This window comes from Cyanobacterium aponinum PCC 10605, from assembly GCF_000317675.1.
Taxonomy (GTDB): Bacteria; Cyanobacteriota; Cyanobacteriia; order Cyanobacteriales; family Cyanobacteriaceae; genus PCC-10605.
The window spans coordinates 3678123-3704022 of the sequence record NC_019776.1 but is presented as its reverse complement, the minus strand read 5'-3'; the positions used below and the strand labels follow the sequence as shown (position 1 = coordinate 3704022).

At 35.7% G+C, this 25900-nt stretch carries 23 protein-coding genes; 16 read left to right on the top strand and 7 right to left on the bottom strand.

Annotation, left to right across the window (positions count from 1 at the left end):
* Positions 1 to 324 precede the first annotated feature (324 nt).
* Together CYAN10605_RS15580 and CYAN10605_RS15575 are read left to right on the top strand one after the other, a co-directional pair.
* Positions 325 to 639 carry a carbon dioxide-concentrating mechanism protein CcmK gene (locus CYAN10605_RS15580; RefSeq protein ID WP_015220906.1) on the top strand — a complete coding sequence of 105 codons (315 nt, stop codon included), beginning with the start codon at positions 325 to 327 and terminating at the stop codon, positions 637 to 639.
* Between the two features lie 53 nt (positions 640 to 692).
* A complete protein-coding gene (locus tag CYAN10605_RS15575) occupies positions 693 to 1046 on the top strand; it encodes a carbon dioxide-concentrating mechanism protein CcmK (RefSeq protein WP_015220905.1) in 354 nt (117 codons plus the stop codon).
* A 115-nt stretch (positions 1047 to 1161) separates the two neighbouring features.
* Here the strand turns inward: CYAN10605_RS15575 and CYAN10605_RS15570 are convergent, their stop codons facing one another.
* Both CYAN10605_RS15570 and CYAN10605_RS15565 read right to left on the bottom strand, forming a co-directional pair.
* Positions 1162 to 4338 (bottom strand): efflux RND transporter permease subunit, encoded by a 3177-nt coding sequence (locus CYAN10605_RS15570; RefSeq protein ID WP_015220904.1) that lies wholly within the window; start codon positions 4336 to 4338, stop codon positions 1162 to 1164.
* 202 nt (positions 4339 to 4540) lie between these two features.
* The gene (locus CYAN10605_RS15565) at positions 4541 to 6079 is read right to left on the bottom strand and encodes an efflux RND transporter periplasmic adaptor subunit (RefSeq protein ID WP_015220903.1); all 1539 of its coding nucleotides are present in this window, start codon (positions 6077 to 6079) and stop codon (positions 4541 to 4543) included.
* Positions 6080 to 6494: 415 nt separating this feature from the next.
* Here CYAN10605_RS15565 and CYAN10605_RS15560 point away from each other — a divergent pair, with 415 nt between their 5' ends.
* The 3 genes from CYAN10605_RS15560 to CYAN10605_RS15550 all read left to right on the top strand — a co-directional run bounded on the left by CYAN10605_RS15560 (position 6495) and on the right by CYAN10605_RS15550 (position 10366).
* Complete coding sequence (locus CYAN10605_RS15560) at positions 6495 to 7247, top strand: RNA methyltransferase (protein WP_041922553.1); 753 nt, start codon at positions 6495 to 6497, stop codon at positions 7245 to 7247.
* A 109-nt stretch (positions 7248 to 7356) separates the two neighbouring features.
* Positions 7357 to 8361 carry an NADPH-dependent aldehyde reductase Ahr gene (gene ahr, locus CYAN10605_RS15555; protein WP_041922951.1) on the top strand — a complete coding sequence of 335 codons (1005 nt, stop codon included), beginning with the start codon at positions 7357 to 7359 and terminating at the stop codon, positions 8359 to 8361.
* A 292-nt stretch (positions 8362 to 8653) separates the two neighbouring features.
* Positions 8654 to 10366 (top strand): ABC transporter ATP-binding protein/permease, encoded by a 1713-nt coding sequence (locus CYAN10605_RS15550; RefSeq protein ID WP_015220900.1) that lies wholly within the window; start codon positions 8654 to 8656, stop codon positions 10364 to 10366.
* 130 nt (positions 10367 to 10496) lie between these two features.
* On the opposite strand, the gene CYAN10605_RS15545 is transcribed toward CYAN10605_RS15550, so the two are convergent.
* Together CYAN10605_RS15545 and CYAN10605_RS15540 are read right to left on the bottom strand one after the other, a co-directional pair.
* Positions 10497 to 11183, bottom strand: coding sequence for an SDR family NAD(P)-dependent oxidoreductase (locus CYAN10605_RS15545; protein ID WP_015220899.1), 687 nt, complete (start codon positions 11181 to 11183; stop codon positions 10497 to 10499).
* Between the two features lie 88 nt (positions 11184 to 11271).
* Positions 11272 to 12729, bottom strand: coding sequence for a GAF domain-containing SpoIIE family protein phosphatase (locus tag CYAN10605_RS15540; RefSeq protein ID WP_015220898.1), 1458 nt, complete (start codon positions 12727 to 12729; stop codon positions 11272 to 11274).
* Between the two features lie 397 nt (positions 12730 to 13126).
* Here CYAN10605_RS15540 and CYAN10605_RS15535 point away from each other — a divergent pair, with 397 nt between their 5' ends.
* Positions 13127 to 14581 carry an aminotransferase class I/II-fold pyridoxal phosphate-dependent enzyme gene (locus CYAN10605_RS15535; protein WP_041922552.1) on the top strand — a complete coding sequence of 485 codons (1455 nt, stop codon included), beginning with the start codon at positions 13127 to 13129 and terminating at the stop codon, positions 14579 to 14581.
* A 158-nt stretch (positions 14582 to 14739) separates the two neighbouring features.
* Here CYAN10605_RS15535 and CYAN10605_RS15530 read toward each other — a convergent pair whose 3' ends face one another.
* Positions 14740 to 16278 (bottom strand): serine/threonine-protein kinase, encoded by a 1539-nt coding sequence (locus CYAN10605_RS15530; RefSeq protein ID WP_015220896.1) that lies wholly within the window; start codon positions 16276 to 16278, stop codon positions 14740 to 14742.
* Between the two features lie 240 nt (positions 16279 to 16518).
* On the opposite strand from CYAN10605_RS15530, the gene gifA reads away from it, so the two are divergent.
* From gifA to sppA, 3 genes are all read left to right on the top strand, one after another.
* A complete protein-coding gene (gene gifA, locus CYAN10605_RS15525) occupies positions 16519 to 16719 on the top strand; it encodes a glutamine synthetase inactivation factor IF7A (RefSeq protein ID WP_015220895.1) in 201 nt (66 codons plus the stop codon).
* A gap of 371 nt (positions 16720 to 17090) precedes the next feature.
* Complete coding sequence (locus CYAN10605_RS15520; protein WP_015220894.1) at positions 17091 to 17990, top strand: bestrophin family protein; 900 nt, start codon at positions 17091 to 17093, stop codon at positions 17988 to 17990.
* 114 nt (positions 17991 to 18104) lie between these two features.
* Complete coding sequence (sppA, locus tag CYAN10605_RS15515) at positions 18105 to 19892, top strand: signal peptide peptidase SppA (RefSeq protein ID WP_015220893.1); 1788 nt, start codon at positions 18105 to 18107, stop codon at positions 19890 to 19892.
* Positions 19893 to 20020: 128 nt separating this feature from the next.
* Here sppA and CYAN10605_RS18935 read toward each other — a convergent pair whose 3' ends face one another.
* Positions 20021 to 20179 carry a hypothetical protein gene (locus CYAN10605_RS18935; protein WP_015220892.1) on the bottom strand — a complete coding sequence of 53 codons (159 nt, stop codon included), beginning with the start codon at positions 20177 to 20179 and terminating at the stop codon, positions 20021 to 20023.
* Positions 20180 to 20229: 50 nt separating this feature from the next.
* On the opposite strand from CYAN10605_RS18935, the gene htpG reads away from it, so the two are divergent.
* Positions 20230 to 22191: a molecular chaperone HtpG gene (htpG, locus tag CYAN10605_RS15510; protein WP_015220891.1), complete on the top strand. Its 1962-nt coding sequence runs from the start codon at positions 20230 to 20232 to the stop codon at positions 22189 to 22191.
* Between the two features lie 536 nt (positions 22192 to 22727).
* Here htpG and CYAN10605_RS15505 read toward each other — a convergent pair.
* Complete coding sequence (locus tag CYAN10605_RS15505) at positions 22728 to 22925, bottom strand: hypothetical protein (RefSeq protein WP_015220890.1); 198 nt, start codon at positions 22923 to 22925, stop codon at positions 22728 to 22730.
* A 522-nt stretch (positions 22926 to 23447) separates the two neighbouring features.
* On the opposite strand from CYAN10605_RS15505, the gene CYAN10605_RS15500 reads away from it, so the two are divergent.
* The 6 genes from CYAN10605_RS15500 (at position 23448) to CYAN10605_RS15480 (ending at position 25880) form a co-directional block, all read left to right on the top strand.
* On the top strand, positions 23448 to 24206 hold the full coding sequence (locus CYAN10605_RS15500; protein ID WP_015220889.1) for a hypothetical protein: 759 nt from the start codon (positions 23448 to 23450) through the stop codon (positions 24204 to 24206).
* 9 nt (positions 24207 to 24215) lie between these two features.
* Positions 24216 to 24347, top strand: coding sequence for a hypothetical protein (locus CYAN10605_RS19490; protein WP_277422486.1), 132 nt, complete (start codon positions 24216 to 24218; stop codon positions 24345 to 24347).
* 158 nt (positions 24348 to 24505) lie between these two features.
* The gene (locus tag CYAN10605_RS15495) at positions 24506 to 24751 is read left to right on the top strand and encodes a hypothetical protein (protein WP_015220888.1); all 246 of its coding nucleotides are present in this window, start codon (positions 24506 to 24508) and stop codon (positions 24749 to 24751) included.
* An 83-nt stretch (positions 24752 to 24834) separates the two neighbouring features.
* The gene (locus CYAN10605_RS19230) at positions 24835 to 24993 is read left to right on the top strand and encodes a type II toxin-antitoxin system RelE family toxin (protein WP_241212774.1); all 159 of its coding nucleotides are present in this window, start codon (positions 24835 to 24837) and stop codon (positions 24991 to 24993) included.
* Between the two features lie 16 nt (positions 24994 to 25009).
* Positions 25010 to 25240 (top strand): DUF4926 domain-containing protein, encoded by a 231-nt coding sequence (locus CYAN10605_RS15485; protein WP_041922950.1) that lies wholly within the window; start codon positions 25010 to 25012, stop codon positions 25238 to 25240.
* Between the two features lie 139 nt (positions 25241 to 25379).
* Positions 25380 to 25880, top strand: a complete 501-nt coding sequence (locus CYAN10605_RS15480; protein WP_015220886.1) for a hypothetical protein — start codon at positions 25380 to 25382, stop codon at positions 25878 to 25880.
* Positions 25881 to 25900: the final 20 nt, after the last annotated feature.

Sequence of the window (25900 nt, the reverse complement as noted above, 5' to 3'; positions counted from 1 at the left end):
GGGTTGAATATATTCAACCCTTACGAGAAACTCTCCGAACTCATTTCTCCCTAGCACCTGCAACCTGCAACCTGAAACCTAACCTTATCCGACATTCTTAAACTGAACTGAGGTTACATACTCAAAGTAATAGAGCTTTATTTATTACTTCTACTTATATAGTTAATTATCAATATTCAATATTCAATAGTGACAGGTTATTCTCCCCTGTTACCAAGAAATGGTAAGATTAGCAGAATCGACCTTAGATTTCCTAACAACAAACAAATTATGTTAGCAAAATCTAAATAGATAAATTACTTAATATCTATTTTTTGATCACCGATGCCTGAAGCAGTAGGAGTAATTGAAACCCTCGGTTTTCCATCCATTTTGGCGACAGCCGATGCGGTGGTAAAAGCCGCTCGTGTTACTATCGTTTATTTCGATAAAGCAGAAAAAGGTGATTTTATCATTGCTTTTCGAGGTCCTGTATCCGAAGTCAAACGGGCAATGGAAGAAGGTATCCGAGAAGGAGCAAATGTTTTTGGAGGAGTAATTCAAAGTCATTATATTGTTCCGAATCCTCCCCCCAATGTAGTGGACGTTTTGCCAATACATTACACAGAAGCCTCTGAGCCTTATCGATTTACTTTTTAGTAATTGTTCTATATTATCGTTAATTTTTATATAAATTTTAGGAGAATTTTTTTATGCCTTCCCAATCAGCAGTTGGATCTCTTGAAACCAAAGGATTTCCCGGAGTTTTAGCCGCCGCCGATGCTATGGTTAAAGCAGGAAGAGTAACCCTTGTTGGTTATATTCGTGTAGGTAGCGCCCGTTTTACCGTCAATATTAGAGGAGATGTCTCTGAGGTTAAAACCGCTATGGCTGCTGGTATTGATGCAGTTGAAAAGGCTGAAGGTGCAGCTCTTGAGTCTTGGGTTATTATTCCTCGTCCTCATGAGAATGTTTGTGCTGTGCTTCCTATTGACTATAGTGAATCTGTTGAGCCTTACCGTCAAGCTGTAGAAGGTATTGCTTTGCCCAGTGCGAGAAATAGCTAAATAAAAGCCCCAAAGCCCAATAAATCAGAAACCTATATCTTCGGCAAAGATTTATGGCTTGGGCTTCATTGGTCGTTGAATTGAAATAACTATAACTCCGAACTCAGGTAGTTTTCTAGTTCTGCAATGTGCCAACAGGAGGAGATGTTTGCGATGATGATTGTTGATGATTTTTCCCAGAAAAATCCTGTAATAAACCCATCAAAGCGGGAATAATTGTGGGAGTTAAAAAAGTAGAAAGTATTAAGCCCCCCACCAAAACAACTCCTAAACCTTGATAGAGTTCCGTTCCTTTCCCCGGTAATAGTGCTAAAGGCAACATTCCCAATACACTTGTTCCAGCAGACATAAAAATAGGACGAAGGCGATCGCTCACGGCATAATATAAGGAGGTGTTATATTCCATTCCTTCTTCTTGTAATTGTAAAGCTCTATCCACTAACAAAATTGCATTATTAACTACAATTCCTGTCAAGATAACAAATCCTAATCCTGTAATCATATCTAATGGTACAACTACCCCCGGAATTGAATTAGCTATAACTAAGCTCAACAATGCCCCTGTAATCCCCATTGGTACGGTTGCCATAATAATTATCGGATAAGTAAAAGACTTATATAAAGCCACTAATAATAGATAGGTAATGATTAAAGAGAGAACAAAAGTAGAAGCCAATTGAAATAGAGTTTCTCCTAAGACATCCGCAGAACCTGCTAACTCCAAACGCACATCAGAGGGCAATGTTTCTTGTAAAGGATCAAGAATTTCCCGTTGAGTTTGTTCTATTAAAGCACCTAAAGGAGCTTCACGATCGAGGCTAACGGTGAGAGTTATAGACCTTTCTAAGTCCACATGATTAATGGTATCAGCCCCGGTGGTTTCAAATACTTCTGCAATATCAGCTAACTGTAATCTTTTGCCCTGTCCATTGTAAATAGCCAATTGACGTAACTGCTCAGGAGAAGAAACAAAGGTATCTTTTAACTCCACTGTTACATCCAATTCTCGATTACCATCAACAAATTCAGAAGCCCTAACTCCGCCTAAAGCCGCTTGTACCACTTCTCCTAAGTCTGCCTCAGAAATTTGAGCTTCTGCTAAACGAACCCGATTAGGAATAATTTGTAATTCTGGTGCGCCTGTAACAAAATTCGATCGCACATTACGCACCCCTTCTAAACTGCGAATTTGTTGACTGATTTCCTGTTGAATTTGGTTTAACTGCTCAAGATTTTCCCCGATAATTTGTATTTCAAATTCTTTCCCCGGATTTTGGAAAATAGAGGCTCTAATGGGGATCAGAAAACGATAGCCGGGGTAGTCATTACTTTTTGCTCTTAATCTTTCCACTAAGCTGTTGAGATTATTACTCGTAGCTAACTCAGGTTTAATAAAAGCGGCAATTATTCTGCGCCCGGGGCGATGAACATATAAAGTACGCATTACTTCAGGTTGTTGAGCAACAAAATTTCTAGGGGCTTCAGAAAGTTCTATGGCTTCAGGAATACTTGTCCCGGGATACGGTTCTGCTAACCAAATAATTAGGTTACGATTTCCTTCTGGTAAGTAGTCCGCAGGAGGCAAAAGTTGCAAACTTATTATTAATAAAAGCAGGGGAGAAGCTAACACAAATAGTCTTCTTTTCAATTTACCTTCTCCTAAAGACCAACGAACGGTTTTTAGCAAAAAGGCTTCTAATTTACTCTGTAATAAACGAAATATTGCTGAAGTTTGTGCGATCGCTCTTTCTAGCCCATTTCCTTGATCCGATATTACCCCTGAGAGCATTTGTTCTGCTTCGTTATGCTTAAGGAATAATCCCGCCAACATAGGCACTAAGGTAATAGCCGCAAAAAGAGAAAATAACACAGACACAGAGAGGGCAATACCAATATCAAAAAACAACTGCCCTGCTTCTCCTGTAACTAAAATAATCGGAGCAAATACTGCTACGGTGGTTAGGGTAGAGGCTAACATTGCCCCTGCAACTTCGTTAGTTCCGTCAATGGCGGCTTTTACGGGAGTTTTACCTTTTTGTAAATGACTGAAAATATTTTCTAAAACTACGATCGCATTATCTACCACCATCCCCACCGCAAAGGCTAAACCAGCTAAACTAATAACATTTAAAGTTCTACCCAGTAAATAGAAGACGATAAAAACCGTAATTAAAGTCGTGGGGATCGAAATGGCAATTACTGCCACCGTGCGAATAGAACCCAAAAACAACAATAGAATTAAAGCGGCTAAAATTGCACCAATAATTAGATTACTCTGAACAAAAGAAATTGATTGATTGACATAGTCATTTTCATCATAGGTAATATCAAAAGCTATTCCCTCTCCAGCGCGATCGAATCTTTCTTCCAATAGAGCTAATTGTTGACGAATTCCCTGAGAAATTGCGGGTACATTCCCCCCTACCTGCCGAACAATCCCAATACCTACTGCAGGTTCATTATTTCTAATTAAAGCTCGATCTTGAATCGCTCTACCCATTTGTGCCGTAGCCACATCACCTAAATAAACCGTGCCAGAAGCATCTCGACGCAAAACAAAATCTTCTAACTGTTTAACATCATTAATACGGCTAATGGTTCTTACCCGATATTCTCTTCGCCCTAAAACTAAAGGACCCCCACGAATATCTCGGTTATTATTTCTTAAGGTTCTCACCACATCAGAGATGGTTAAATTTCTATCTGCAAGGGCTTTAGGATCGACTATAACCTCTACTTCTCGCTCTCTACCCCCTGAAATGATAAATTCACCAATACCTTGCACCTGACGCAAACTAGGCACAATCACATCATCTACTAAATCTCGATAATGAAAATCATCCCCTGCAAACCCCTCTTTCGGAGTTAAGACAATCCACATCATCGGGCTACTGCTACCGCTAACAATTTCTACCTCTGACTCATCCGCTTCTGCTGGTAAGGCTTCCACCTGTTGCAATTTATTTAAAACATCAACTAAACTGCGATCGATGTCACTATCCCAAGCAAACTCAACATTAATATTACTCAAACCTGAGCTACTGGTACTAATAATTTCTTGTACCCCCGGCACTTCTTCCAATCTTTCCTCAATGGGGCGAGTAACTAAGTCTTCCACCTCGGCAGGACTAGCACCAGAATAAGCGGTACGGATACTTATTTCTGGGGTATCACCTCCCGGTTGTAACTCTAAGGGAAGTTGAAATAATGCCAAAATTCCAAACAGGGCAAGTAAACAAAACAATACCCCCGTACCATGTCGCCAACGAATAGCTGTTTTGATGAAATTCATAAACAAATAAGTAATAAATAGTGATTAATTTGATTAGGGATAGGGGGATGAGGGGAGAGGGAGAAACAAGTAATGAATGAGTAATGAGGTGTTCAGAGTTAGAAGTTATTAATTATTCACTATTCACTATTTACCTTTGCCCTCCCCCCTCAAGAGGGGTGATAAAGGGGGGTTTGCCCCTTGAACTTTGCCCTTTGCCCCTTTATTCAATAATTTTGACAGCAGTATCATCCTTTAATCCATCACCGCCTTTGACAACAATTGATTTTCCTTCTTCAAGTTGAGCATTAGCGATGATTACTTCTGAACCCAAATCATTGACAATTTCTACTTCTAATTGCTTGGCTTTACCCCCCTCAACAGCGAATAGTAACCATTGATTTCCCCTTCTAGTTAAAGCATCTCGAGAAACCACAAAGCCATCATTTACAGCTAGGGGCATTTCTAAATCAGCTTGAATAGCCATACCGGGGACTAATTGCGGGGGAGGATTATCCAATGTAACTCTAACGGATTGACGGCGAGACGCAGTGTCAGCAGTGGGGATAACGGCGGTGATTATAGTTTTATCTTGCCAATCGGGTAAGGCTCGGGCAGATAAATTGACTCTCATTCCCGGTGTTACTTGTCCACTAATGTTTTCAGGAATTTCTAAAAATATATCAACGGATTTATCACTGACTAAAGTAAAAAGAGGATCATTTGTTTCTACATAATCTCCTGTATCTACTTGTCGAGCCTGAATAATTCCCGCAAAGGGTGCTTTGATTTCTGTGCGTTGTAAGGCTAATTCTGCTTGTTGGACTTGAGCTTGAGCCAATTTTACTAAACCTTTTTGAGCTTCGATTTCTTCGATAGTAGGTCCTGCTTTTGCTTCTGCTAAACTCGCTTGAAGACGCAATTTTTCACTACGAATATTATCTAAATTAGTTCTTCCTTGGGCAATATCTTGACTGGCTTGGGTTTTTTGGGCTTGTAAAGCCGATTCTGCCCTTAGTCTCTCATTAACTGCTGTTTCTACCGCCGATTGAGCCTCTACTAGGATTCTTTCAGAAATTGCCCCTTCTTCACTCAAGGTTGTAATTCTTTTGAGATTATCTTGGGTTTCTTTTTCCCTTGCTTGAGTGGCTTGTAATTCTGCTTGTCTTTGCTTAATTAAATCTGGTTGCAAGGCAATTAAACTGGCTAAATTATTTTCAGCTTCTTTTTCCCTTGCTAATGCTGACTGCAATTGGGCTTGTCTTTGAGCGATAATTTCTGGACGAGTACCTACCTGTAGGCGATCGAGGTTACTCTGTTCTTGAGCAAGTTTAGCTTTAGCTTGGGCTAGGGCAATTTGAGCATCTGCAATATCCAAAACCGCTACTACTTGACCTTCGGAGATGCGATCGCCTTCTTTTACTAATATTTGTTCGATCGTACCATCAATTTGAGAACTTAGGGTTGCTTTTTGACCAGCCTCCACTTGTCCTAATAATTTAACTTTCTGGACAGCTTGAGAAGTCGTTAAAGTTTCTACTGTCACTGGTTTAGCAGGTGTCTCACTCTCCTTAACTTGAGCTTGAGAAGTCACGGAAGAAGGTTTGAGTATTTGCCAACTACCGATGCCCCCACCCAAAATTAACAGTATTAATAACCATCTTGATAGTTTTTTCTGGTTATTTTGTGGCAAATCATCTTGCTTTTCACTATCTTGCCCAATCTTTGATAAATCTTGATTTGACGCTTGATTCGGTTTCATCTCAGAAGCCCAATATAAAGTTTTATTGCAATTATTTGCTCATTGTAAACTATTTTTTTGTAACTTAATTTAATGCCAAAAGAAGTTTCATTCCGAATTTAACAAATAAAAAAAAACACATCAAATCAACATTTAATTATTCATTTATCCTACAAAAGAAATAGGTTTTGACCAGTAAAAAAAATGAGGCTCTATACTCCTGTACGGGCGAATGGCCATTCGCCCCTAACTAACCCCGTACCGCTTTGCGGAACGAGTGCGGCGAACTCTCGTTTTCCCTGAAACCTGCAACCTGAAACCTGACACCTAAACTTATCCGATACTATTAAACTGAATTGAGGTTAAAGTACTATTGATTAATGGTAGGATTTTAGAGTGTTTTTTTCCAAGTTATAGATCACATCACTTAGCTACCATGACTGTAATTGACTCTGTGAGAATTGTTTTAGTTGAACCGGCTGGAGAGAGAAATATTGGTTCAATTGCTAGGGTTATGCGTAATATGGGTTTAACGAAGTTAGTTATTGTCAATCCTCATTGTAATCCTCTCTCTGAGGAAGCTAAGGTTATGGCAGTGCATGGAGTAGAGGTACTAGAAAAAGCGAAAATAGTTAATTCTATTCCCTCCGCATTGCAAGGATGCCAAAGAGCCATTGCAACTACCGCCAGAGAAAGGGGAATTCCCACTCCTTTAGAAAAACCAAGAGATGTTATGGGATGGTTGCTAGAAGAAAATATTAACTCAGCTTTAGTTTTTGGTCCTGAAGATAGAGGGTTGAGCAATCAGGAATTAAGCTATGCTCAAAGATTTGTCTGTATTCCCAGTAATCCTGAATATCCCTCTCTCAATTTAGCTCAAGCGGTGGGAGTTTGTGCCTATGAGTTATATCAGGAGTTTCTGAATCAAAACCAAAAAACAGTAATTGACACAGAAACAGAAAAACAGGATGATTTAGCTGATTTAAAAGCCTTAGAAGGTTATTATCAACATTTAGAGTCCGTTTTGCTACAGGTTAATTATTTATATCCCCATACCGCTAAAGCAACAATGGAAAAAATTAAGCGTATTGTCAATCGTAGTGATTTAAAAACTCAAGAGTTAGCTATGTTGAGAGGGATGTTAAGACAAGTGGAATGGGGAATTAAAAGTCATACATTGGAAGATTAGAGCCAATGGGAAGTGGTGGGTAAGGGAAAACGGGAAAAGTTAAAAGGGCAAGGGTGAATATTTTATAGTTTATAGTTAGTAATAAATTACGATAATTTTTGTTATGACAATTGTAAATGCCTACGCCGCCCATGAAACAGGAGGGTTACTCAAGCCTTTTCAATATCAATTACCTCCCATCGGTGCTTATGAAGTTGATATTCAAGTACAACATTGCGGTATTTGTCACAGTGACTTAAGTTTGCTCGAAAATGCTTGGGGTGTTACTCAGTATCCTTTTGTACCGGGTCATGAAATTGTTGGTACTGTTTTGGCTGTGGGACAAGATGTAGTTCACTTAAAAGAAGGCGATCGCGTCGGCTTGGGATGGCACTCGGCATATTGCTTACATTGTGATCAATGTTTAACTGGTAATCATAATATGTGTTATTCTGCTCAAGCTACTATCGTGGGCAGACATGGAGGATTCGCCGATATAGTTAGGGCAAAAGTTCCTAGTGTGGTTAAGTTACCCGATTCTGTGGATATGCGTACTGCAGGACCATTGCTTTGTGGTGGCATAACGGTTTTTAATCCTTTAATTCAATTTAATATTTTGCCAACGGCTAAAGTGGGAGTGATTGGCATAGGTGGTTTAGGTCATATTGCAGTGCAGATTCTTCAGGCTTGGGGATGTGAAGTAACTGCTTTTACTTCTAGTGAGTCAAAAATAGAAGAAGCCTTAAAAATGGGGGCAAATAAAACTCTTAACTCTAGGGATTCAGAGGAATTAAAGTCGGCAGAAAATAGCTTTGATTTGATTCTCTCTACTGTTAATGTTGAACTTGATTGGAGTACATATTTAAGTTTACTAAAGCCAAAAGGTCGTCTTCATCTTTTAGGGGTGGTTCTTGAACCCTTAAACCTCAGTGTTTCTTCTTTGCTTTCACGACAAAAATCCGTTTCTGCTTCCCCTGTAGGTAGTCCAAATGCGATCGCACAAATGTTGGAGTTTTGTCAAAGACATAATATAAAGCCCATCACACAACATTTTCCCCTCAAGGAAGTGAATGAAGCAATGGAACATTTGAGAGCGGGAAAAGCCCGTTATCGAGTGGTATTAGACATGAATTGAGATCTAAGTTCGGAGTTCAGATTGTAGTTGTTAGGGTATTAGGGTGTTAGGATTAGTGTTAATTAAACACTTTTGCCCTCCCCCCTCTCGAGGGAGGATAAAGGGGGGTTTCTTTTAAGGGGAGACACAGAGGGGTTTGCCTTTTACCCCTTGCCCATTTACCATTCTCGATAAGAACTAAAAATCATAGATTAACTCACCAACACCGAAAATTCTTTGTTAGGAATTAGGAATTAAGAGAGATAATTGAAGATTCAGTAGCAATAATTTAACTTCAATCATCACAGAATCTATGAAAGGTTTTAATTTCGTTGTTTTTCGTAAGTTTTGGGCGATCGCAAAATTATATTGGCTTGGTTCAGAAAAAAAAGGAGCTTTAACACTACTATTTATTTTAGGCGTATTACTCATAGCTTATACTCAACTGAGTGTTTTACTAAACGAATCTCAAGGAGGATTAATTTCTACTCTAGCGGCAAAAGATGAAACCGCTTTTTGGCAAACTGTGGGGAAATTTCTCTTAATTTTAATTATTTATGTTCCCTTATTTGCAGGTTTTTCTTATACTCAAAGTAAATTGGGTTTATACTGGCGTAGATGGTTAACAAATAATTTTTTAAATAAGTATTTTCAGCAAAGACATTTTTATCAATTAGCCGTTAGAAACAAAGAAATTGATAACCCAGATCAAAGAATTTCTGAAGATATTAGAAGTTTTACTCAAGATTCTTTACTGTTTTTATTAGTAATTGTTCAATCAATTTTACAGGTAATTGCCTTTAGTGCAGTTTTGTGGTCTATCTCTCAAAAATTAGTAATTTTTCTATTATTTTATGCGATCGCAGGTACTTTAATTACGACGGGAGTATTTGGGAAAAAATTAGTAAATCTTAACTTCGCTCAACTGCAAAAAGAAGCAAACTTTCGTTTTGGCTTAATAAGAGTAAGAGAAAATGCAGAATCTATTGCTTTTTATAGAGGAGAAGACCAAGAGCAAAATAATTTAAGTAATCTCTTTACAGACTTATTTAATAATTTTAATAGCCTTATTGTTTGGCAAGAATTATATCTCGGTTTATTTGTCAATACTTTTGAGTTTTTACCCTATGTTATTCCGGCGATTGTCGTTGCACCTAGTGTTTTATCTGGCAATTTAGAAGTAGGGAAAGTCAGTGAAGCAACAGGAGCATTTGCACGGGTATTTTTCTCATTAAATATTATTGTTAGTCGTTTTCAATCTTTGACTAATTTTGCGGCAGGAATTGATCGTTTATCAGGACTAGATGAATTTTTATCTATTTCTAAAAAAGAACCATTATTAACCAAAACATCTTCGACAAAAAGAATTATTGACACCATTGAAAATGATAATTTAGAAATAAAAAACTTAACTTTACAAACTCCTAATTATCACAATACTTTGATAGAAAATATCAGTTTTCAATTATCCACAGGTCAAGGATTATTAATTATGGGGGCGAGTGGTTGCGGTAAAAGCTCACTCCTAAGAGCGATCGCAGGTTTATGGAACTCAGGCACAGGAGCGATTATACGCCCAGAGTTAAACAAGATTCTCTTTCTTCCCCAACGTCCTTACATGATTATTGGCACACTAAGACAACAATTAATATATCCCGCCACCAATCTTGATATTTCCGAAGAAGAATTACAAAAAGTTCTCGAATTAGTTAACTTAAAAGACTTAGCCGAACAATTTGGCGGTTTTGAAGTAGAAAAAGACTGGGGAGAAGTTTTGTCCCTCGGAGAGCAACAGAGAGTTGCCTTTGCCCGAATTTTGGTCAACAAACCTCAATATGCCATTTTAGATGAAGCTACGAGTGCCTTAGACACCAATAATGAAACATTTTTATATCAACACCTCCTTGACACTCACACTACTTTTGTCAGTGTTGGACATCGAGATAGTTTAAAGCAGTATCATCAACTTTTACTAAAAATTTCCGAGGATAAATCATGGTGTTTAGAAACCATCCAATTAACTTAACCTGAGTTAGGGATTAGAAGTTTTTAATTATTTATTAATTATCAACTATTCACCCCAACACCTTTGCCCTCCCCCCTCTCGAGGGGGGATAAAGGGGGGTTTGCCCCTTGCCCTTATATCTATTTATTCCTTATTTTTCCAACGCAAAATTAATCAATACTTCACCAACATAAGCAGTATTTGGTAACTTTAAAATTGTTTTGACAATATCGGCAACATCTTCTGGTTGAGTAATAGTTTCTGAATCTAATTTGACTCCTTTTGCCATGTCTGTATTAACAAAACTAGGACAAATCGCCGTTACCCTAATGCCATCTTCCCAACCTGCATTACGCATACTTTGACTTAGTGCCAAAAATGCAAATTTACTCATAGAATAACCTGCTAATGTACCTTTAACTCTTTTGCCCGACATGGAGACAAGATTAATAATTCTACCTTTTCCCGATTGTTTGAGATAAGGAAAAGCCTCTCTAGTTAATCGCCAAGGAGCTTTCACGTTTACTTCAAAGAGGCGATCGAGTCCTTCTTCATTATCATCCTCAAATTGTATTCTCTCTAAAATACCAGCACAATTAATCAGCCCATCCAACCTACCAAATTTATCGATAGTCGCTTTTACCCAATCAATGGGAGATTGTTTATCTTTTGCCTCATAGGGTTGAATTAAAACTCGCTCATGATTAGCAAATACCGTGTTTTGAAAATAGTTTGGCTCTCTCACCCCTAAACTAAGGTAATAACCATCTTGTAATAATTTTTCCGCAATACTTCTACCGATACCACGACTTGCACCACTAATTAAAATAACATTCATATCAAAAATAATCGATTTGAGTTCAAAATAAATTTTTCTGGTTTTACTAGGGGAAAAGGAAAAAGATAAACCCCTCTGTATCCTTCTCTTAATCGCTACACTGACAAGTAAAAGAATGATCAGGATTAAATTTAACCACCACTAAAGTTATATCGTCACTATTACGATTACCTATCCCAATAAAATTCTCGATAGTTTTTAATATGTAATTTAAAATTTCCTCCGCAGTGTTGTAGTTTTCACAACCATAACGAAAACACTTAATCAAGTTTTCCTCTTCAAATCTTTGATTATTTTGATTCACCGCATCTGTTAACCCATCGGTATAGTACAAAATAGTATCATTAGGTTGTAACTGTAAACAATCATCTTGATAATGAGAATTAGGTTCTAATCCTATAAGCATACCTTCTGTATCCAAAGGAATCAGATTACTCTTACCTTCTCTCCATAACAGAGGGGGATTATGAGCGGCATTGGCATAGCGTAAAAGATGAGTTTGAGGATCATATTCAGAATAAAAGAGTGTAACAAAGCGATGGGAATTTTCTAAATCGGGATACATTACCCTATTCAAATGCTCTAGCACCCTTGAAGGAGAATGGCGGTTTAAAACCTCTGCCCTTAACATTCCCCTTGTCATAGTCATAATTAATCCTGCGGGGACACCTTTACCCATCACATCCCCAATAACGATACTCCAAGGCTCACAAGGAGCATTCTTGTTAGTGGCATTATTTTCATCCCATTGATCATAATTAACAGGGATAAAGTCGTAATAATCTCCTCCCACACGGTTGGCTGTTTGACACTTAGCCGCTACCTCTAACCCTTTAATCGTGGGACATTTTCTTGGTAGTAATCTAAGTTGGATTTCTGAGGCAATCTCTAATTCTCGATCCTGTCTTTCTTTTGATCTTAATTCGACGGTTAATTCATGATTTGCGATCGCAACTGCGGTTTGATCTGCCACTAACTGGGCTAACTTACGGCGAGTTTGAGTCCATACATATTCGGAATCTTGACTAAAAACATAAAAACGTCCTCTTTCCACATTTTTAACAATAATAGGAGTGCTAAAAATAGGAAATAAAGGAGAAAATCGTGATTGTACCTGAGACTCAACAAAATCCGAAAAACACTCTATTTCAGGACATAAACTAGGATCGTGCTGACAAGTTTGAGAATAAGTATTTATCTCCTGCACCAACTCTTGAAAAGAAAAAGTAATTTCCTCCCGCCAACGATTATTATGACAGTAAATTTGTTCTAAACTAATTTCTTGCTGACGATAGAGTATTAAAGCACCACCATCCGCATCTGTAACTCTCGCAACCATTAAAGGGGTTAACTCTAAAAATTGATTGAGATTATTGAAGCTACGTAAGGCAAAACTCAATGAACTTAAAAGATTTTGTATCTTGTTTTGTTCTCTTTGTAAACTTGCCACTAACTCTTTTAACGCAACCACAGGAGTATATTTCCCATTTGAGTACAGATTATTATTAGTTTCTGAACGCAGATAATTTTGATTAAAAATAGACACGGGATTTGATTAATTAAGCCTCAGATAAATCACAGCTATAAGTGAGTTAAAAAGAATAAAGGACAAAGGGCAAAGGTCATTTTGAAAGTAGCTTTCAACCACCATCAAGATTAAGAATGCCTAAAAAGGCTATACTTGAAACCCTTGACCTTTTATTTCATGAATTAAAGGTAATTTTACTTTACCATTATGATGAAGAAAGTATAGAAATCTCTCTCTCAAATGTCAACTATAAAATTAATTCTTTTCTGAGAAAGGATCCCGATTAAAGGCTAAAACTAAGTATATTTATCGAAAATTTTGATTAAGAAAAAAAATAAAAATTATTCTTTTATATCAATTCTAAATCTTAAGTTTATTGTTATTCATAAATTTTGCTAAACTCAGAAAATATTATATGTCTTTTTCTCAAAAAAATACTCCTCTTTTAACTCAACTAAGTAAATTAGCTTTTAAACAAGAAGCACCATTTTATGCCCCCGGACACAAAAAGGGTAGAGGTATTAACTCACATTTTAAAGCATTATTAGGAGAAAACGTATTTAAAGCAGATTTACCAGAGTTGCCAGAATTAGATAATTTATTCAATCCAGAAGGAGTTATAAAAGAAGCTCAAGACTTAGCTAGTCATGCTTTTGGGGCAGAATATACTTGGTTTTTAGCCAACGGTTCGACATCGGGAATAATTGCCTCTATTTTGGCGACTTGTTCAGAGGGGGATAAAATAATTTTGCCTCGTAATGTTCACCAATCAGCTATTTTTGGTTTAATCTTGTCTGGGGCAGAACCCATTTTTATTAATCCTGAGTACGATCGAGATTTTGATTTATTTTATAATCTCTCTACCACACAAATAATTAAAGCCTTAGACAACAATTCCAGAGTTAAAGCAGTACTTTTAGTTTCTCCCACTTATCACGGCATCTGTGCAAATGTGAGAGAAATAGCCTATTGTTTGCATAACTATAACATTCCTTTGATTGTTGATGAAGCTCATGGCGGACATTTTCACTTTCATTCAGATTTACCTATGTCAGCACTAGAAGCAGAGGCAGATGTGGTTATTCAGTCAACTCATAAAGTTTTAGGGGCAATGACTCAGGCTTCTATGTTGCATTTACAAGGTAGTCTAGTTTCTTCTGAAAAAATTAGTCGAGCTTTACAAATGGTTCAATCTTCTAGCCCGAATTATTTACTATTAGCTTCCTTGGACTCAGCACGACAACAAATGGCAACAGAGGGAGAATCGTTATTAAGAAATACTTTAGATTTAGCCTTAATAGCAAGGGAAAAACTGAGTAAATTAGATTATTTATCAGTATTAAATTTTGAACAAAAAAAAGATAGTTTTAATAATTTAGATTTGACAAGATTGACAATAAATGTATCTAAATTGGGTTTAACAGGGTATGAAGCTGATGAAATTTTAAACACTCAACTCAATGTTACTTGTGAGTTACCATCATTAAAAACCTTAACTTTTATTATTTCCATTGGGAATAATCTTGATGATATAAATAAGTTAATTGAGGGTTTAACCAAGTTAGAAAAATACCGTAAAAAAGTAAACCAAAATGATATTTTTATCACAAATTTCCCCACTCCTAAACTAAAAATAACCCCTCGTCAGGCATTTTATGCTGAGACAATAACTCTAGGGCAAAGTCAAGCTATTAACCATATTAGTGGGGAAACAATTTGTCCTTATCCCCCCGGTATCCCCGTCATCATGGCAGGAGAATTAATCACCCAAGATGCGATCGCATCTCTCCAAAATATTATCAATCATGGTGGTACAATTACGGGAGCTAGTGATTCGAGCTTACAAACACTAAAAGTAGTTAATTCTTAACTCCTTCTTCCCTTTCTCTTTTCTTTCTTCTCAAACCTAAAACCTGAAACCCTGTACGGGCGAATGGCCATTCGCCCCTACTTCCCCCTCTTCCCTCATCCTCCTATCCCTAACACCTGCAACCTACAACCTGACACCTAACCTTAACTGAGATTAAATTACCACCATCTTCTCTTACCATCAGGAAAAATAGTGCGCCAACTGGTTTTTGCCATTTTTAACTGCTCATCATCCACTTTTGCCCCTTTCAAATTAGCCCCCGCTAAATTACAATCTTTCAGCAACGCACTGGTTAGATTCGCCGCCGTTAAATTAGCACCCTGTAAATCCGCATTTTTCAAATTAGCCTTATATAACTCCGCTCGTCTTAAATCCGCTTCTTTTAAGTTGGCTTGGGCTAAATTGGCATTATAAAAATTAGTGCGATAAAGATTTGCTTTTTGTAAATTTACACCAATTAGTTTACTTTGAGAAAAACTAGCCCCCGCTAATTTAAAGCCCTCCAAATCAAATCCATTCAAACTCTGTTGACTAAAATTGCGATCGCCCTGACGATAATATTCCATAATGGCATCAGGAGTTAGTTGTGCTTTCGGTTGAGTGGGAGGAATAGCACTTATATTAACCTTTGCTTTTGCTGGTGTATTGCCTCCAGCTTGTTGTAACTTTTCCCGGCGTTTTCTAATGGCATCAGCAAGATTTTGAGAAGTAGAATTAGTAACAGTCATATCCTCATCATCATCACTACTTACCTCTTTGCTGACACTTAAATTGACCATGCTACCAGCCAATTCTTCTTCATAGGGAACTAGCTCTAAAGCCTTAATAACATCGTCTGCGGAACTGTAACGCTTACGCACGTCTAACTCTAGCATTTTATTCAACACCTTGGCAAAATTGGAACTAACTGCCGTATGTCTTTCCCATGCCAACTCCCCCGTCACATTGTCGCATAAATCCTTGGGTGCTTTTCCTGTCAACAAAAATATACAAGTTGCCCCCAAAGCGTAAATATCACTAGAATATACAGGACGCATCGCCAACTGTTCAGGAGGAGCAAATCCCATTGTACCAACAGATATTTTCGTAAAGGCACTTTCAGGATTTTGACTCATTAACTGAGTGTTAACCTGTTCTTTTACCGCTCCAAAATCAATTAAAAATAAATTATTTGTCTTTTTCTCACGAAGAATATTCCCCGGTTTTATATCTCGATGAATTACTTTTTCTGAATGTATATATTGCAATACAGGCAACATTTGGCGAAGAAATTTTTTTGCCGTAGTTTCGGGATATATTCCCCCTTTTTTGATTTCTCGCTCTAAATTTTTTCCTAATACAAAATCTTGAATCAAGTAAAATTGGTTATTCTCTTCAAAATAATCCAATAGTTTCGGAATTTGAGGATGATTTAACTTTGCCAGTGTTTTTGCTTCCCGATTAAATAAGTCTAAAGCTGTACGGTAGGCTTCTGGATTTTCCTTAGCGAGTTCAAGTTGTTTAATGACGCAATAAGTGTTTTTCCGTCCCATATCCACCGCCAGATAAGTCGTACCAAAACCGCCTCTGCCTATTTTTTTGATGGCAACATAGCGTTTATTCAGGATTAAATTAGACTGACAACTACGACACTTTCTGGTTTTGGTATCGTTGACTGGATTTTCGCAATCGGGGTTGAGACAATAGATAACGCTCATTCACACTGGTTTCTCTGCTGAGTTAATGGAAAAATATTCATCTCAAGATGTATTTTTAGTTTATCTTAATTTCTTCCCCCTCGAATAAATTTACTCAAAAATCTTCCCCTTTTACTTGATTTTCTATTTCTTCAATTTTTTGTTAAGTTTTTTAACTTTTTGCGTATTTGGTAGCAATTTATACAGAAATTTATTATCATGGTGTATGTAAGCAATAAATCCTCATAAGGAGATAAGACTATGAACACCAATCAAAAATCTCGTGCTTTAATGATGCGTCACGATAAAATGATTAGAAATCGTCAACAATCTATGTTAGGTAGAGTTGCTGGTGAAATCGGCATGGATGTAAATAACACCGAATATTATGAAAATTTGAAATCTGCTCCTTTATCCAATTTTGCTCGTAGCTACGATCGCAGCAGTAGCACTTTAAGTTAAGATAATTTATGAATAAATAATGTTACAACTAAATATTAGTCAATTTTGGGCGTTCTTTCTCTGAGAAGGGGCGCCTTTAGGTTATGTTCTAAAGTTGCGCATTTATTTGGCATTGTCAGCGAAGGTAGGCTTCAGGTGACAAGCTGCAGGTTTCAGGTTCAATATAAGTAAAGGTAAAGCAAAAAAGGCAAAGGGCAAAAGCGAGTAGTGAATAGTGAATAGTGAATAGTTGATAATTAATAATTAATAATTAATAAACCCGAACTCCTCATCCCGCTAACACCCCAACCCCAAATTGTAAAAACTCCCAACTCAGGTAAAATTATGGTGTTGTTTAACAATAACTGGATGCAAAGGACGGAAAGATATAGATGAAAATTAATACCCTTGTTATTATTAAACGAAAACCTTGGTTTAGGGAAGCATTTAGGGTTAAATATTCTGTTTTTCCAGATGTTTGGGAAAAGGCTCTTTTTTTTGCTATTTTTTCCTTTGTTATTTGTTTACTGCATAGTGTTGGTTTTCCTGTTCAACAACCGATTCTAAGTAGTTTGATACCCACTATTGTCTTAGGTTTATTATTAGTTTTTCGTACTAATTCTGCTAATGAACGTTTTTGGGAAGGGCGAAAATTATGGGGGGGAATTGTTAATCATTTACGTAATTTAACTTGGCAAATATGGGTTAATATTAAAGAAGAAACACCTCAAGATCAAGAGCATAAAATTAATGCTTTAAATTTATTGACAGTATTTGCGATCGCAACTAAAAATCATTTAAGATCAGAGGGAATAAGTGAAGAAATGCGCCCTTTGTTATCTGCTTACTATTACCATCACTTACAAACAAGTCAACATTTACCGCTACAAATTGCCGCCTATTTGGGAGAATATTTACAGCAAGAATATCAAAAAAAACATCTAAATGAATATCAATTAACTAATATGCAACAATTGATTAATCAACTTATGGATATGGTGGGCGGATGTGAAAGAATTTTAAAAACTCCTATCCCTAATTCCTATAGTATTCACTTAAAACAATTACTTTTAATTTATTGTTTAGTATTACCATTTCAGTTAGTAGATCAAATAGAGTGGTGGACTATTCCTTTTGTTTCCATTGTTAGTTATATTGTTTATGGTATAGAAGCGATCGCCCTTGAAATTGAAAATCCTTTTGGTAGAGATAGAAACGACTTACCATTAGACCAAATTTGTCAGGCAATTAACCAAAATATTCAGGATTTTATACTTAATCAAAAACGTTAAAAATTAATGTTAATTATCTTTTCCAGAGGTATTAAATTTTGACTGACTCTACGATTATTAATTATGATGAGATAAAACCAAGAATTAATATATATCAATCTTCAATCATTTAAAATGAAAAAATTTTTACAGCAAACCCTTGCCAGTTTTTTAGGAAGTTTAGCCAGTTTATCATTATTAGCTTTATTAAGCTCAGGAGGATTATTCATTCTCATAGTGGTTTTACTATCCATGAGTAGCACTCCAAAAATTGAGAATCAATCTGCCTTAGTTTTTAACTTAAATAGTCAAATTAGCGATTATCAAAGAGAAAGTGATCTTAATTCTTTGTTAGGAGGAAATAACACCGAGAATTTAACCTTAAGAGATATTACTTATGCTATCAATAAAGCCGCAGAAGATAAAAGAATTTCCGTTTTATATTTAGACGGTAGTCGAGGAAATCTTATTACAGGATATGCTAGTTTAACGGAAATAAATGATGCCCTAGAAAAATTTAAAGCTAGTGGTAAAAAAATTATTGCTTATAATGTTTCTGCTGGAGAGCAAGACTACTTTATCACATCCATTGCTGATGAAATTATTTTAAATCCTATGGGCGGAATGGAAATGAATGGTTTAGCTTCCTCTCAACTGTTTTTTGCCTCTGCTTTAGAAAAATATGGTATAGGTGTTCAAGTGGTTAGAGTCGGTAAATATAAATCAGCAGTCGAGCCTTTTATTCTTGATAATTATAGTCCAGAAAGCAAGTTACAAACTCAAGATTTAATTGATGATTTATGGAATTCTTATATAGAAAATGTAACTAATAATCGAGATTTAAAAGCAGGAGAAATTAATAATATTGCAGATAATAAAGGTATTTTACAAGCCTCAGAAGCGAAGAATTTAAAAATAATTGATCAAATTAAATATGAGGATGAAATTATTAGCCAATTAAAAACTATTACTAATAGCGAAAACGAAGACAATTTTCGTAAAATATCCATTAAAGATTATATTACTGCCAATCCTGAAGAAACTAGCAGTAGTAATCAAATTGCAATTCTTTATGTAGAAGGAACAATTGTTGATGGAGAAGGCAGAATCGGAGAAGTTGGGGGTAATCGCTATGTGGCAGAAATTAGAAAAATTAGACAAAATGATGATATAAAAGGGGTCATTGTTAGAATTAATAGCCCCGGTGGAAGTGCGATCGCATCTGAGTTAATTTTACGAGAATTACAGCTAACCGCCAAAGAAAAACCAGTGGTGGTATCCATGGGCGATGTTGCCGCATCGGGAGGGTATTGGATTTCTACCGCAGGAGAAAAAGTATTTGCTAGTAATAATACTATTACAGGTTCGATCGGTGTATTTGGCTTAATATTTAATGTAGAAGATATAGCCCAAAATAATGGCATTAATAATGAAGTAGTAAAAACTAATAAATTTGCCGATTTAGGTAATGGTTTTGCACCGAAAACCGACGCAGAATTAAGTGTTATTCAACAAGGAGTTGATCAAGTTTATGACTTGTTTTTAGAAAGAGTTTCTAAAGCAAGAAATCTACCTATGGAAAAAGTTGTAGAAATTGCTCAAGGAAGAGTTTGGTCTGGACAAGCCGCTCAAAAAATTGGTTTAATAGACGAAATTGGTGGTTTAGATAAATCCTTAGAATATTTAAACGAAAAATTAGAATTAAATAATAATTATCAGCTTATAAGTTATCCTGAAAAAAGAAGTTGGCAGGTTGAGTTAATTAACCAATTAAGTGGAGCAAAACTCAATTCCAATCTAACCGATAAAGAAACTTTATTGAAAATGATTTGGGAAGAAAATACAGAGTTACAATTAAGAGAAATTTTAAAAAATCCTCATCAAATTTATAGCATTCTCCCTTATAAATTAAATATAAAATAAATAACTTCAGTTCGTTTTAAGAATATTGGATAAGGGTAGGTGTCAGGTTGCAGGTGTTGGGGATAGGGGGATGAGGGGTAGATAAGTTCGGGGTTCGGAGTTTTTTATTCTCAATTCTTAATTATCAACTATTCACTATTCATTAAATTGCCCTTTTCACCATCACTCATAGATGAAAATTTATGGTGAGTTTGTTGTGATGTTCGATTCGGTAAACCACATCTTGATCGCATTAAATCTTTTGTGACATGATGACCTATATAGTAGGGATAACAACTATATCCCATCAATTTTTACTGTTTATATAATTTCACTGTCACACTTAAACTAACTGCTTATGACTACTATCTTGGAAAAAGGAAATATTACGATTCATACCGAGAATATATTTCCCATCATCAAAAAATCCCTTTATACTGATCACGAAATCTTTTTAAGAGAATTAATTTCCAACTCTGTGGATGCGATTTCTAAAGCAAAAATGGCATCTTTAGCAGGGGAATTTAGTCAAGAATTGCCTGAACCCGAAATTTCAATTACTATTGATAAGGAGAAAAAAACCCTTGCCATTAGCGATAATGGTATCGGTATGACAGTAGAAGAAGTTAAAAAATATATCAACCAAGTTGCCTTTTCTAGTGCGGAAGATTTTATCACTAAATATGGTAAAACCGCTAATGATTTAATTGGGCATTTTGGTTTGGGTTTTTACTCTGCTTTTATGGTAGCTAAACAGGTAGAAATCGATACTTTATCTTATCGTGATGGTTCTACTGCGGTACACTGGACTTGTGATGGTTCACCTGAATTTCAATTGAGTGATTCTAGTCTTACAACCCCCGGTACAACCATTACCCTTACCATCATGGATGAGGAAACGGAGTATTTAGAGGAAGCAAGAATCAAAGGTTTAATCAAAAAATACTCTGATTTTGTACCTGTAGCCATTAAAATGAACGGGGAAACCATCAACCGTCAAAAGGCTTTATGGAAAGAATCCCCTCAAGATTTGACCGATGACGACTACTTAGAATTTTATCGTTATCTCTATCCTTTTCAAGAAGATCCTTTACTCTGGGTACATTTAAGCACGGATTATCCATTTTTACTCAATGGTATCCTATATTTCCCCAAATTGAAACCCGATGTTGATGTCACTAAAGGACAAATTAAGTTATTCTGTAATCAAGTATTTGTTAGTGATCATTGTGAGGAGATTATTCCAGAGTTTTTGATGCCTTTGCGTGGTGTCATTGATAGCCCTGATATTCCCTTAAACGTTTCTCGCAGTGCCTTAACTAATCATCGTACTGTTAGACGTATTGCAGACTTTATTACTAAAAAAATCGGCGATCGCCTCAAGTCTTTATATAATGATAACAAGGGTGAATATATCCGTTGTTGGGAAGATGTCGGCACTTTTGTCAAATATGGTGCATTAAGAGATGATAAATTCAAGAAACAAGTAGAAGACTTAATTATTTTCCGCACTACCTATGAGGCAAATCAAGGGGAAGAAAAAGCCAAAGTTGAGGTACAATCTGGAGATGATGATGCTTGGTCAGATGTTAAAACCGATGAAAGCTATCCTTACACTACCCTCAAAGAATATTTAGAGAGAAACAAAGCCAAACACGAAAATCGAGTCTTCTACACTACTAACGCTCAAACCCAAAGCACCTATATTGATTTGTATAAAAATCAAGGGATTGAAGTGTTATACATGGATTCTTTCATCGATAATAACTACTTTATTCCCTTCCTTGAGAGAGAATACACTGATGTTAAATTTTCCCGGGTTGACTCAGAATTAGACTCTAACTTGGTAGAAGAAGATAAAGCAGGAGAAATCGTCAATCCTCAAACCAATAAAACCCGTGCCGATGAAATCAAGGAAATATTCGAGAAGGCAATTAATAAGCCAAAGGTGAATATCAAAACTCAGTCACTGAAAGCAGAAAAACAGGAAGAAACTCCCCCCGCAATGGTGTTGTTACCTGAAGCTATGCGTCGTTTCCAAGAGATGACGGCAATGATGCAACAAAGGGAAATGCAGTTTCCTGATGAACATATGTTAGTAATTAACATCTCACATCCTTTGATTGAAAATATCTATCAACTCAGTAAATCCTCAATTATTCAGGCAGGAGGAGAGTCTTCTAATCAGGAAATGGTTAACCTCATGTGTCAATATGTCTATGATTTAGCTTTGATGGCACAACGGGCTTTTGACGCACAGGGTATGACAGACTTTGTGGTGCGATCGAACCAAGTGTTAACTAAACTAACCAAGCGCTAAAATTATATGGTGGGCTAATACCCACCTTTTTTGATGTAAAAATATTAAAGTTGAGATAAAATTGTCATTTTTTATAAATACTTCTTCGATCATCTATTTCATATATTAATAATTCATTATCTATGGAATTTATCCTAAAAATAATCCTAATTTTTCCTATCCTTAATCTTAAATAACCTTTCCAATTACCTGTTAAAGTTTTTATATTTAATTCCTGAAAAGGAATATTATTATCTTCATTAATTTTTTCTACTAAATATTTTAGTTTTTGCTTAATTTTTAAGGTTCTTCTACAGTGGTTATGATAAATTAATAAAAAATAACTTCCATAACCTTTATTGAATAGTTTTTATAGTAAAATAAAAAATAAAAGTTTATAAATTATTATTTAATAATCTCCTATTGTCTATTGCCTCTTGCCTCTTGCCTACCAAACACTAATAATTTACACGACGAGAAGTGATAGAGCCATTTTTAATTGGTCTTTTTCAGATAAATTATTAATAAATTTAACCGCACTTTTACTAAATTTTAGTTTAATCATTTAACCAATCATTCATCTCAACAAAATTAGCCTCATTATAGTTATGGGGATGACCAAATTTTCCTTCAATTTCCTTCATTTCTTCATCATTCACAGGAGGTATCAAAGATTGTATTAAAGATAAACGTTCTTCGTGCAATACTTCCCTAATACTTTCTTTGATCATTTCTTTTAAAGTTGCTGTTTCCATTAGACCTCTCCATAAATTATTTTTCGTTGGCTCGTAGTAAGGGCTTCAGCCCTTAAAATGTCTATTATTGGAGATGTCTATTATTCTCTCATTTTTACTTTGTTTGATACTTTAATTATAACTAAGCAAATACTTATTTTAAAATTCAAAAATAATGTTAGCATTGGCAACAAAAAATTAAATTAGTTAACCTCAGTTCGGTTTAAGAATATTGGATAAGGGTAGGTGTCAGGTTTCAGGTTGCAGGTTGCAGGTGTTGAGAGAAAGTAATGAGTAACAAATAATGAGTGTTCGGGGTTTTTAATTCCTAATTCTTAATTTTTCCTTTGCCCTCCTCCCTCTCGAGGGGGGATATAAGGGGGGTTTGCCTCTTGCCTCTTGCCTTTTGCCTTTTGCCTTTTTTTCTCCATCATTCATAGATGAAAATTTATCCCGAACTCAGGTTAGTTAAGGTGTGAAAAAATTTTTTATAAACCAGCTATCGTTATTTTACCATACAGTGAAAATTCAAAATAAGAAGCCATGAGAAAATATATTCAAATTGTCCTATGGCTAGGGATAGCTAGTATCTTTCTGTCTTGCAATACTAGGACTGTTCACGAGCCTCCACCTTCTGTTGAATTATTGGCGACTGATGCTAATTTTTCTATTGGCAGAAGAATCGTTCGGATTCCTCTTGTTGCGATCGCCTCGATCAATTTTCCACGCTCCAAGGCGGCTGTTCTTTGCGAGAACAAGTCTGATGAATTTTGCAATCTTTCCTTAGATGAGATTCGTGAGAAACAGCCAATACCAATTTCCGTAAAAGCTCTTGATATTTCTGTCAATGATTATTCTTATCTTCAAGATGCACAAACTGATACCTACATTTCCATGCCAGAATTATGTCCAATGCTTTCCCAGCAATGGGCTAAGGAAATTTGCCTTAATAGAGGCTCTCCCGTTTTTGGAGAGTATTTACGCAGTTTCACCTTAATGAACTCTGATTATCTAAAATATGCTGATATTAGCTGGATTGGCAATACCAAAAAAAGTGCCGGAGAACTTGTGCGAGAACTTGAGTTAGAGATTGGACAACCCCAACGAGTTTGCCCAAATGAGGAAAATGGGCAACCTTCATCTCTGTGTGTTGCAACATTAAAACTAGACAATGACCTTCTTGCCGTCTGGATTGTCACCCGCTCACAAGGATTAAGAGGGCTTACTAAAGACAGTGAAGCAATCCAAACTTTAGTTGAACTATGGACGGATGATGCAACAGACGGAAATGAAGTCTCCTGATATGAATATATGTTAGTAATTAACATCTCACATCCTTTGATTGAAAATATTTATCAACTCAGTAAAGGCTTAATTATTCAAGCAGGAGGAGAGTCTTCTAATCAGGAAATGGTTAACCTCATGTGTCCAATATATCTATGATTTAGCTTTGATGGCACAACGGGCTTTTGACGCACAGGGTATGACAGACTTTGTGGTGCGATCGAACCAAGTGTTAACTAAACTAACCAAGCGCTAAAATTATAGGGTGGGGTAATACCCACCTTTTTTGATGTAAAAATACAGGAGTTACAATAAAAATGAGTGCCTATCCAGAAATTTTAAAAGAAGTGCAGAAAATGCCTATTACTGAACAATTTAAACTGTTTAATACCTTAAAAAATTCTCTTAGTAAATATATAGAAACTGAAGATAGTGAAGAAATTATTTTAGCTGAAGAAATTGCCGAAAGTGAACAAGCATGGCGAGAATATATTACAGTAAAAGATAAAGGTATAAATTCCCAAGATTTAAAGAAAAAATTATTAATCGCAGAAAATGTTTGATTATACTTTACTTAAAAATGCAGAAAAATTTTTATTAAAATTACCAAAAAATGAACAAATAAGAATTATTCAAGTTAGATAATTTGGTTAATAATTCTACTAATCTTGATATTAAAAAGTTAAAAGGACGTTTAGAATTTCGTTTAAGAGTGGGGAAATATCGTATTTTATTTATAGAAGATATTGATAATAATTTATATGTTATTACAACAATTGGTTCAAGAGGAGATGTTTATAAATGACCAAATTATAGAAAAGATGAATAAACCTGAATTATTAGATGCGATCGAACTATTAGTAGATATTGCTCAATATAGTCTAAGAAAAGGAGAACAAGGCACAATAGTTGAAGATTATGAAAATGAATTCTATGAAGTAGAATTTACCAACAGAAAAGGAGAAGCCACAGCTTTATGCACGATTAATCAAGATAAATTTACGGTGGTTTGGAGTGCAAAAACTCAGCAATGGTTAACTTTCGTTGTTTAAATAGATCGAACCAAGTGTTAACAAAACTAACCAAGCACTAAAATTATATGGTGGGCTAAGAAGAAGTCTATTAATGCTAAATAGTTTCCATAATAAATATTGAGATATAAACGGTTCGATCTAAGAAGTGAAACTTAAAATGATTGCTTTATTTTTAATGCCTGTATTGGTATTTACTTGGATTTTTTCCGTTCTAAAGAAAGAGCGTGATCTTAAAAAAGTTCTTCCTAAGGAAATAAGGGTATCAAAAATTATTTCAACTTATGAAAAAATAGGATTAGGGGAGGGTTGCGGTATTACTATTTACAAAATATCTCCACATACAATTGGGCAAATCAATAAGCAGGGGTTAGACTTTTTTAAAAATTTAAAAGTAGCTAGAGGGAGTGAATTATTGGAAAAGCAGTCCCCTTATTACTTTTATCAAGATTGGAGAAAAACTCCAATTCAAGAAAACAAGAATAATAAAAATTTTTGGTTTGGTTTATCGTGTGTCAATCAAAAAGATTTGAATAAGTCTTTGTTTGAAAAAATTATCCAAGAAGCTAATGAAGCAAACTCTTATTATACAGGTCACAAAGAAGGTCAGTTAGTTGTTATACCAAGTATGCGGATAGTAATTTTTGCTTATTCAGGATAGTTGGCGATTAAATAAACTTA

Coding starts and splice junctions, on each gene's coding strand:
- CYAN10605_RS15580 (WP_015220906.1), top strand. CDS start 325: ATGCCTGAAGCAGTAGGAGTAATTGAAACCCTCGGTTTTCCATCCATT.
- CYAN10605_RS15575 (WP_015220905.1), top strand. CDS start 693: ATGCCTTCCCAATCAGCAGTTGGATCTCTTGAAACCAAAGGATTTCCC.
- CYAN10605_RS15570 (WP_015220904.1), bottom strand. CDS start 4,338: ATGAATTTCATCAAAACAGCTATTCGTTGGCGACATGGTACGGGGGTA.
- CYAN10605_RS15565 (WP_015220903.1), bottom strand. CDS start 6,079: ATGAAACCGAATCAAGCGTCAAATCAAGATTTATCAAAGATTGGGCAA.
- CYAN10605_RS15560 (WP_041922553.1), top strand. CDS start 6,495: ATGACTGTAATTGACTCTGTGAGAATTGTTTTAGTTGAACCGGCTGGA.
- CYAN10605_RS15550 (WP_015220900.1), top strand. CDS start 8,654: ATGAAAGGTTTTAATTTCGTTGTTTTTCGTAAGTTTTGGGCGATCGCA.
- CYAN10605_RS15545 (WP_015220899.1), bottom strand. CDS start 11,183: ATGAATGTTATTTTAATTAGTGGTGCAAGTCGTGGTATCGGTAGAAGT.
- CYAN10605_RS15535 (WP_041922552.1), top strand. CDS start 13,127: ATGTCTTTTTCTCAAAAAAATACTCCTCTTTTAACTCAACTAAGTAAA.
- CYAN10605_RS15530 (WP_015220896.1), bottom strand. CDS start 16,278: ATGAGCGTTATCTATTGTCTCAACCCCGATTGCGAAAATCCAGTCAAC.
- gifA (WP_015220895.1), top strand. CDS start 16,519: ATGAACACCAATCAAAAATCTCGTGCTTTAATGATGCGTCACGATAAA.
- CYAN10605_RS15520 (WP_015220894.1), top strand. CDS start 17,091: ATGAAAATTAATACCCTTGTTATTATTAAACGAAAACCTTGGTTTAGG.
- sppA (WP_015220893.1), top strand. CDS start 18,105: ATGAAAAAATTTTTACAGCAAACCCTTGCCAGTTTTTTAGGAAGTTTA.
- CYAN10605_RS18935 (WP_015220892.1), bottom strand. CDS start 20,179: ATGGGATATAGTTGTTATCCCTACTATATAGGTCATCATGTCACAAAA.
- htpG (WP_015220891.1), top strand. CDS start 20,230: ATGACTACTATCTTGGAAAAAGGAAATATTACGATTCATACCGAGAAT.
- CYAN10605_RS15505 (WP_015220890.1), bottom strand. CDS start 22,925: ATGGAAACAGCAACTTTAAAAGAAATGATCAAAGAAAGTATTAGGGAA.
- CYAN10605_RS15500 (WP_015220889.1), top strand. CDS start 23,448: ATGAGAAAATATATTCAAATTGTCCTATGGCTAGGGATAGCTAGTATC.
- CYAN10605_RS19490 (WP_277422486.1), top strand. CDS start 24,216: ATGTTAGTAATTAACATCTCACATCCTTTGATTGAAAATATTTATCAA.
- CYAN10605_RS15495 (WP_015220888.1), top strand. CDS start 24,506: ATGAGTGCCTATCCAGAAATTTTAAAAGAAGTGCAGAAAATGCCTATT.
- CYAN10605_RS15485 (WP_041922950.1), top strand. CDS start 25,010: ATGAATAAACCTGAATTATTAGATGCGATCGAACTATTAGTAGATATT.
- CYAN10605_RS15480 (WP_015220886.1), top strand. CDS start 25,380: ATGATTGCTTTATTTTTAATGCCTGTATTGGTATTTACTTGGATTTTT.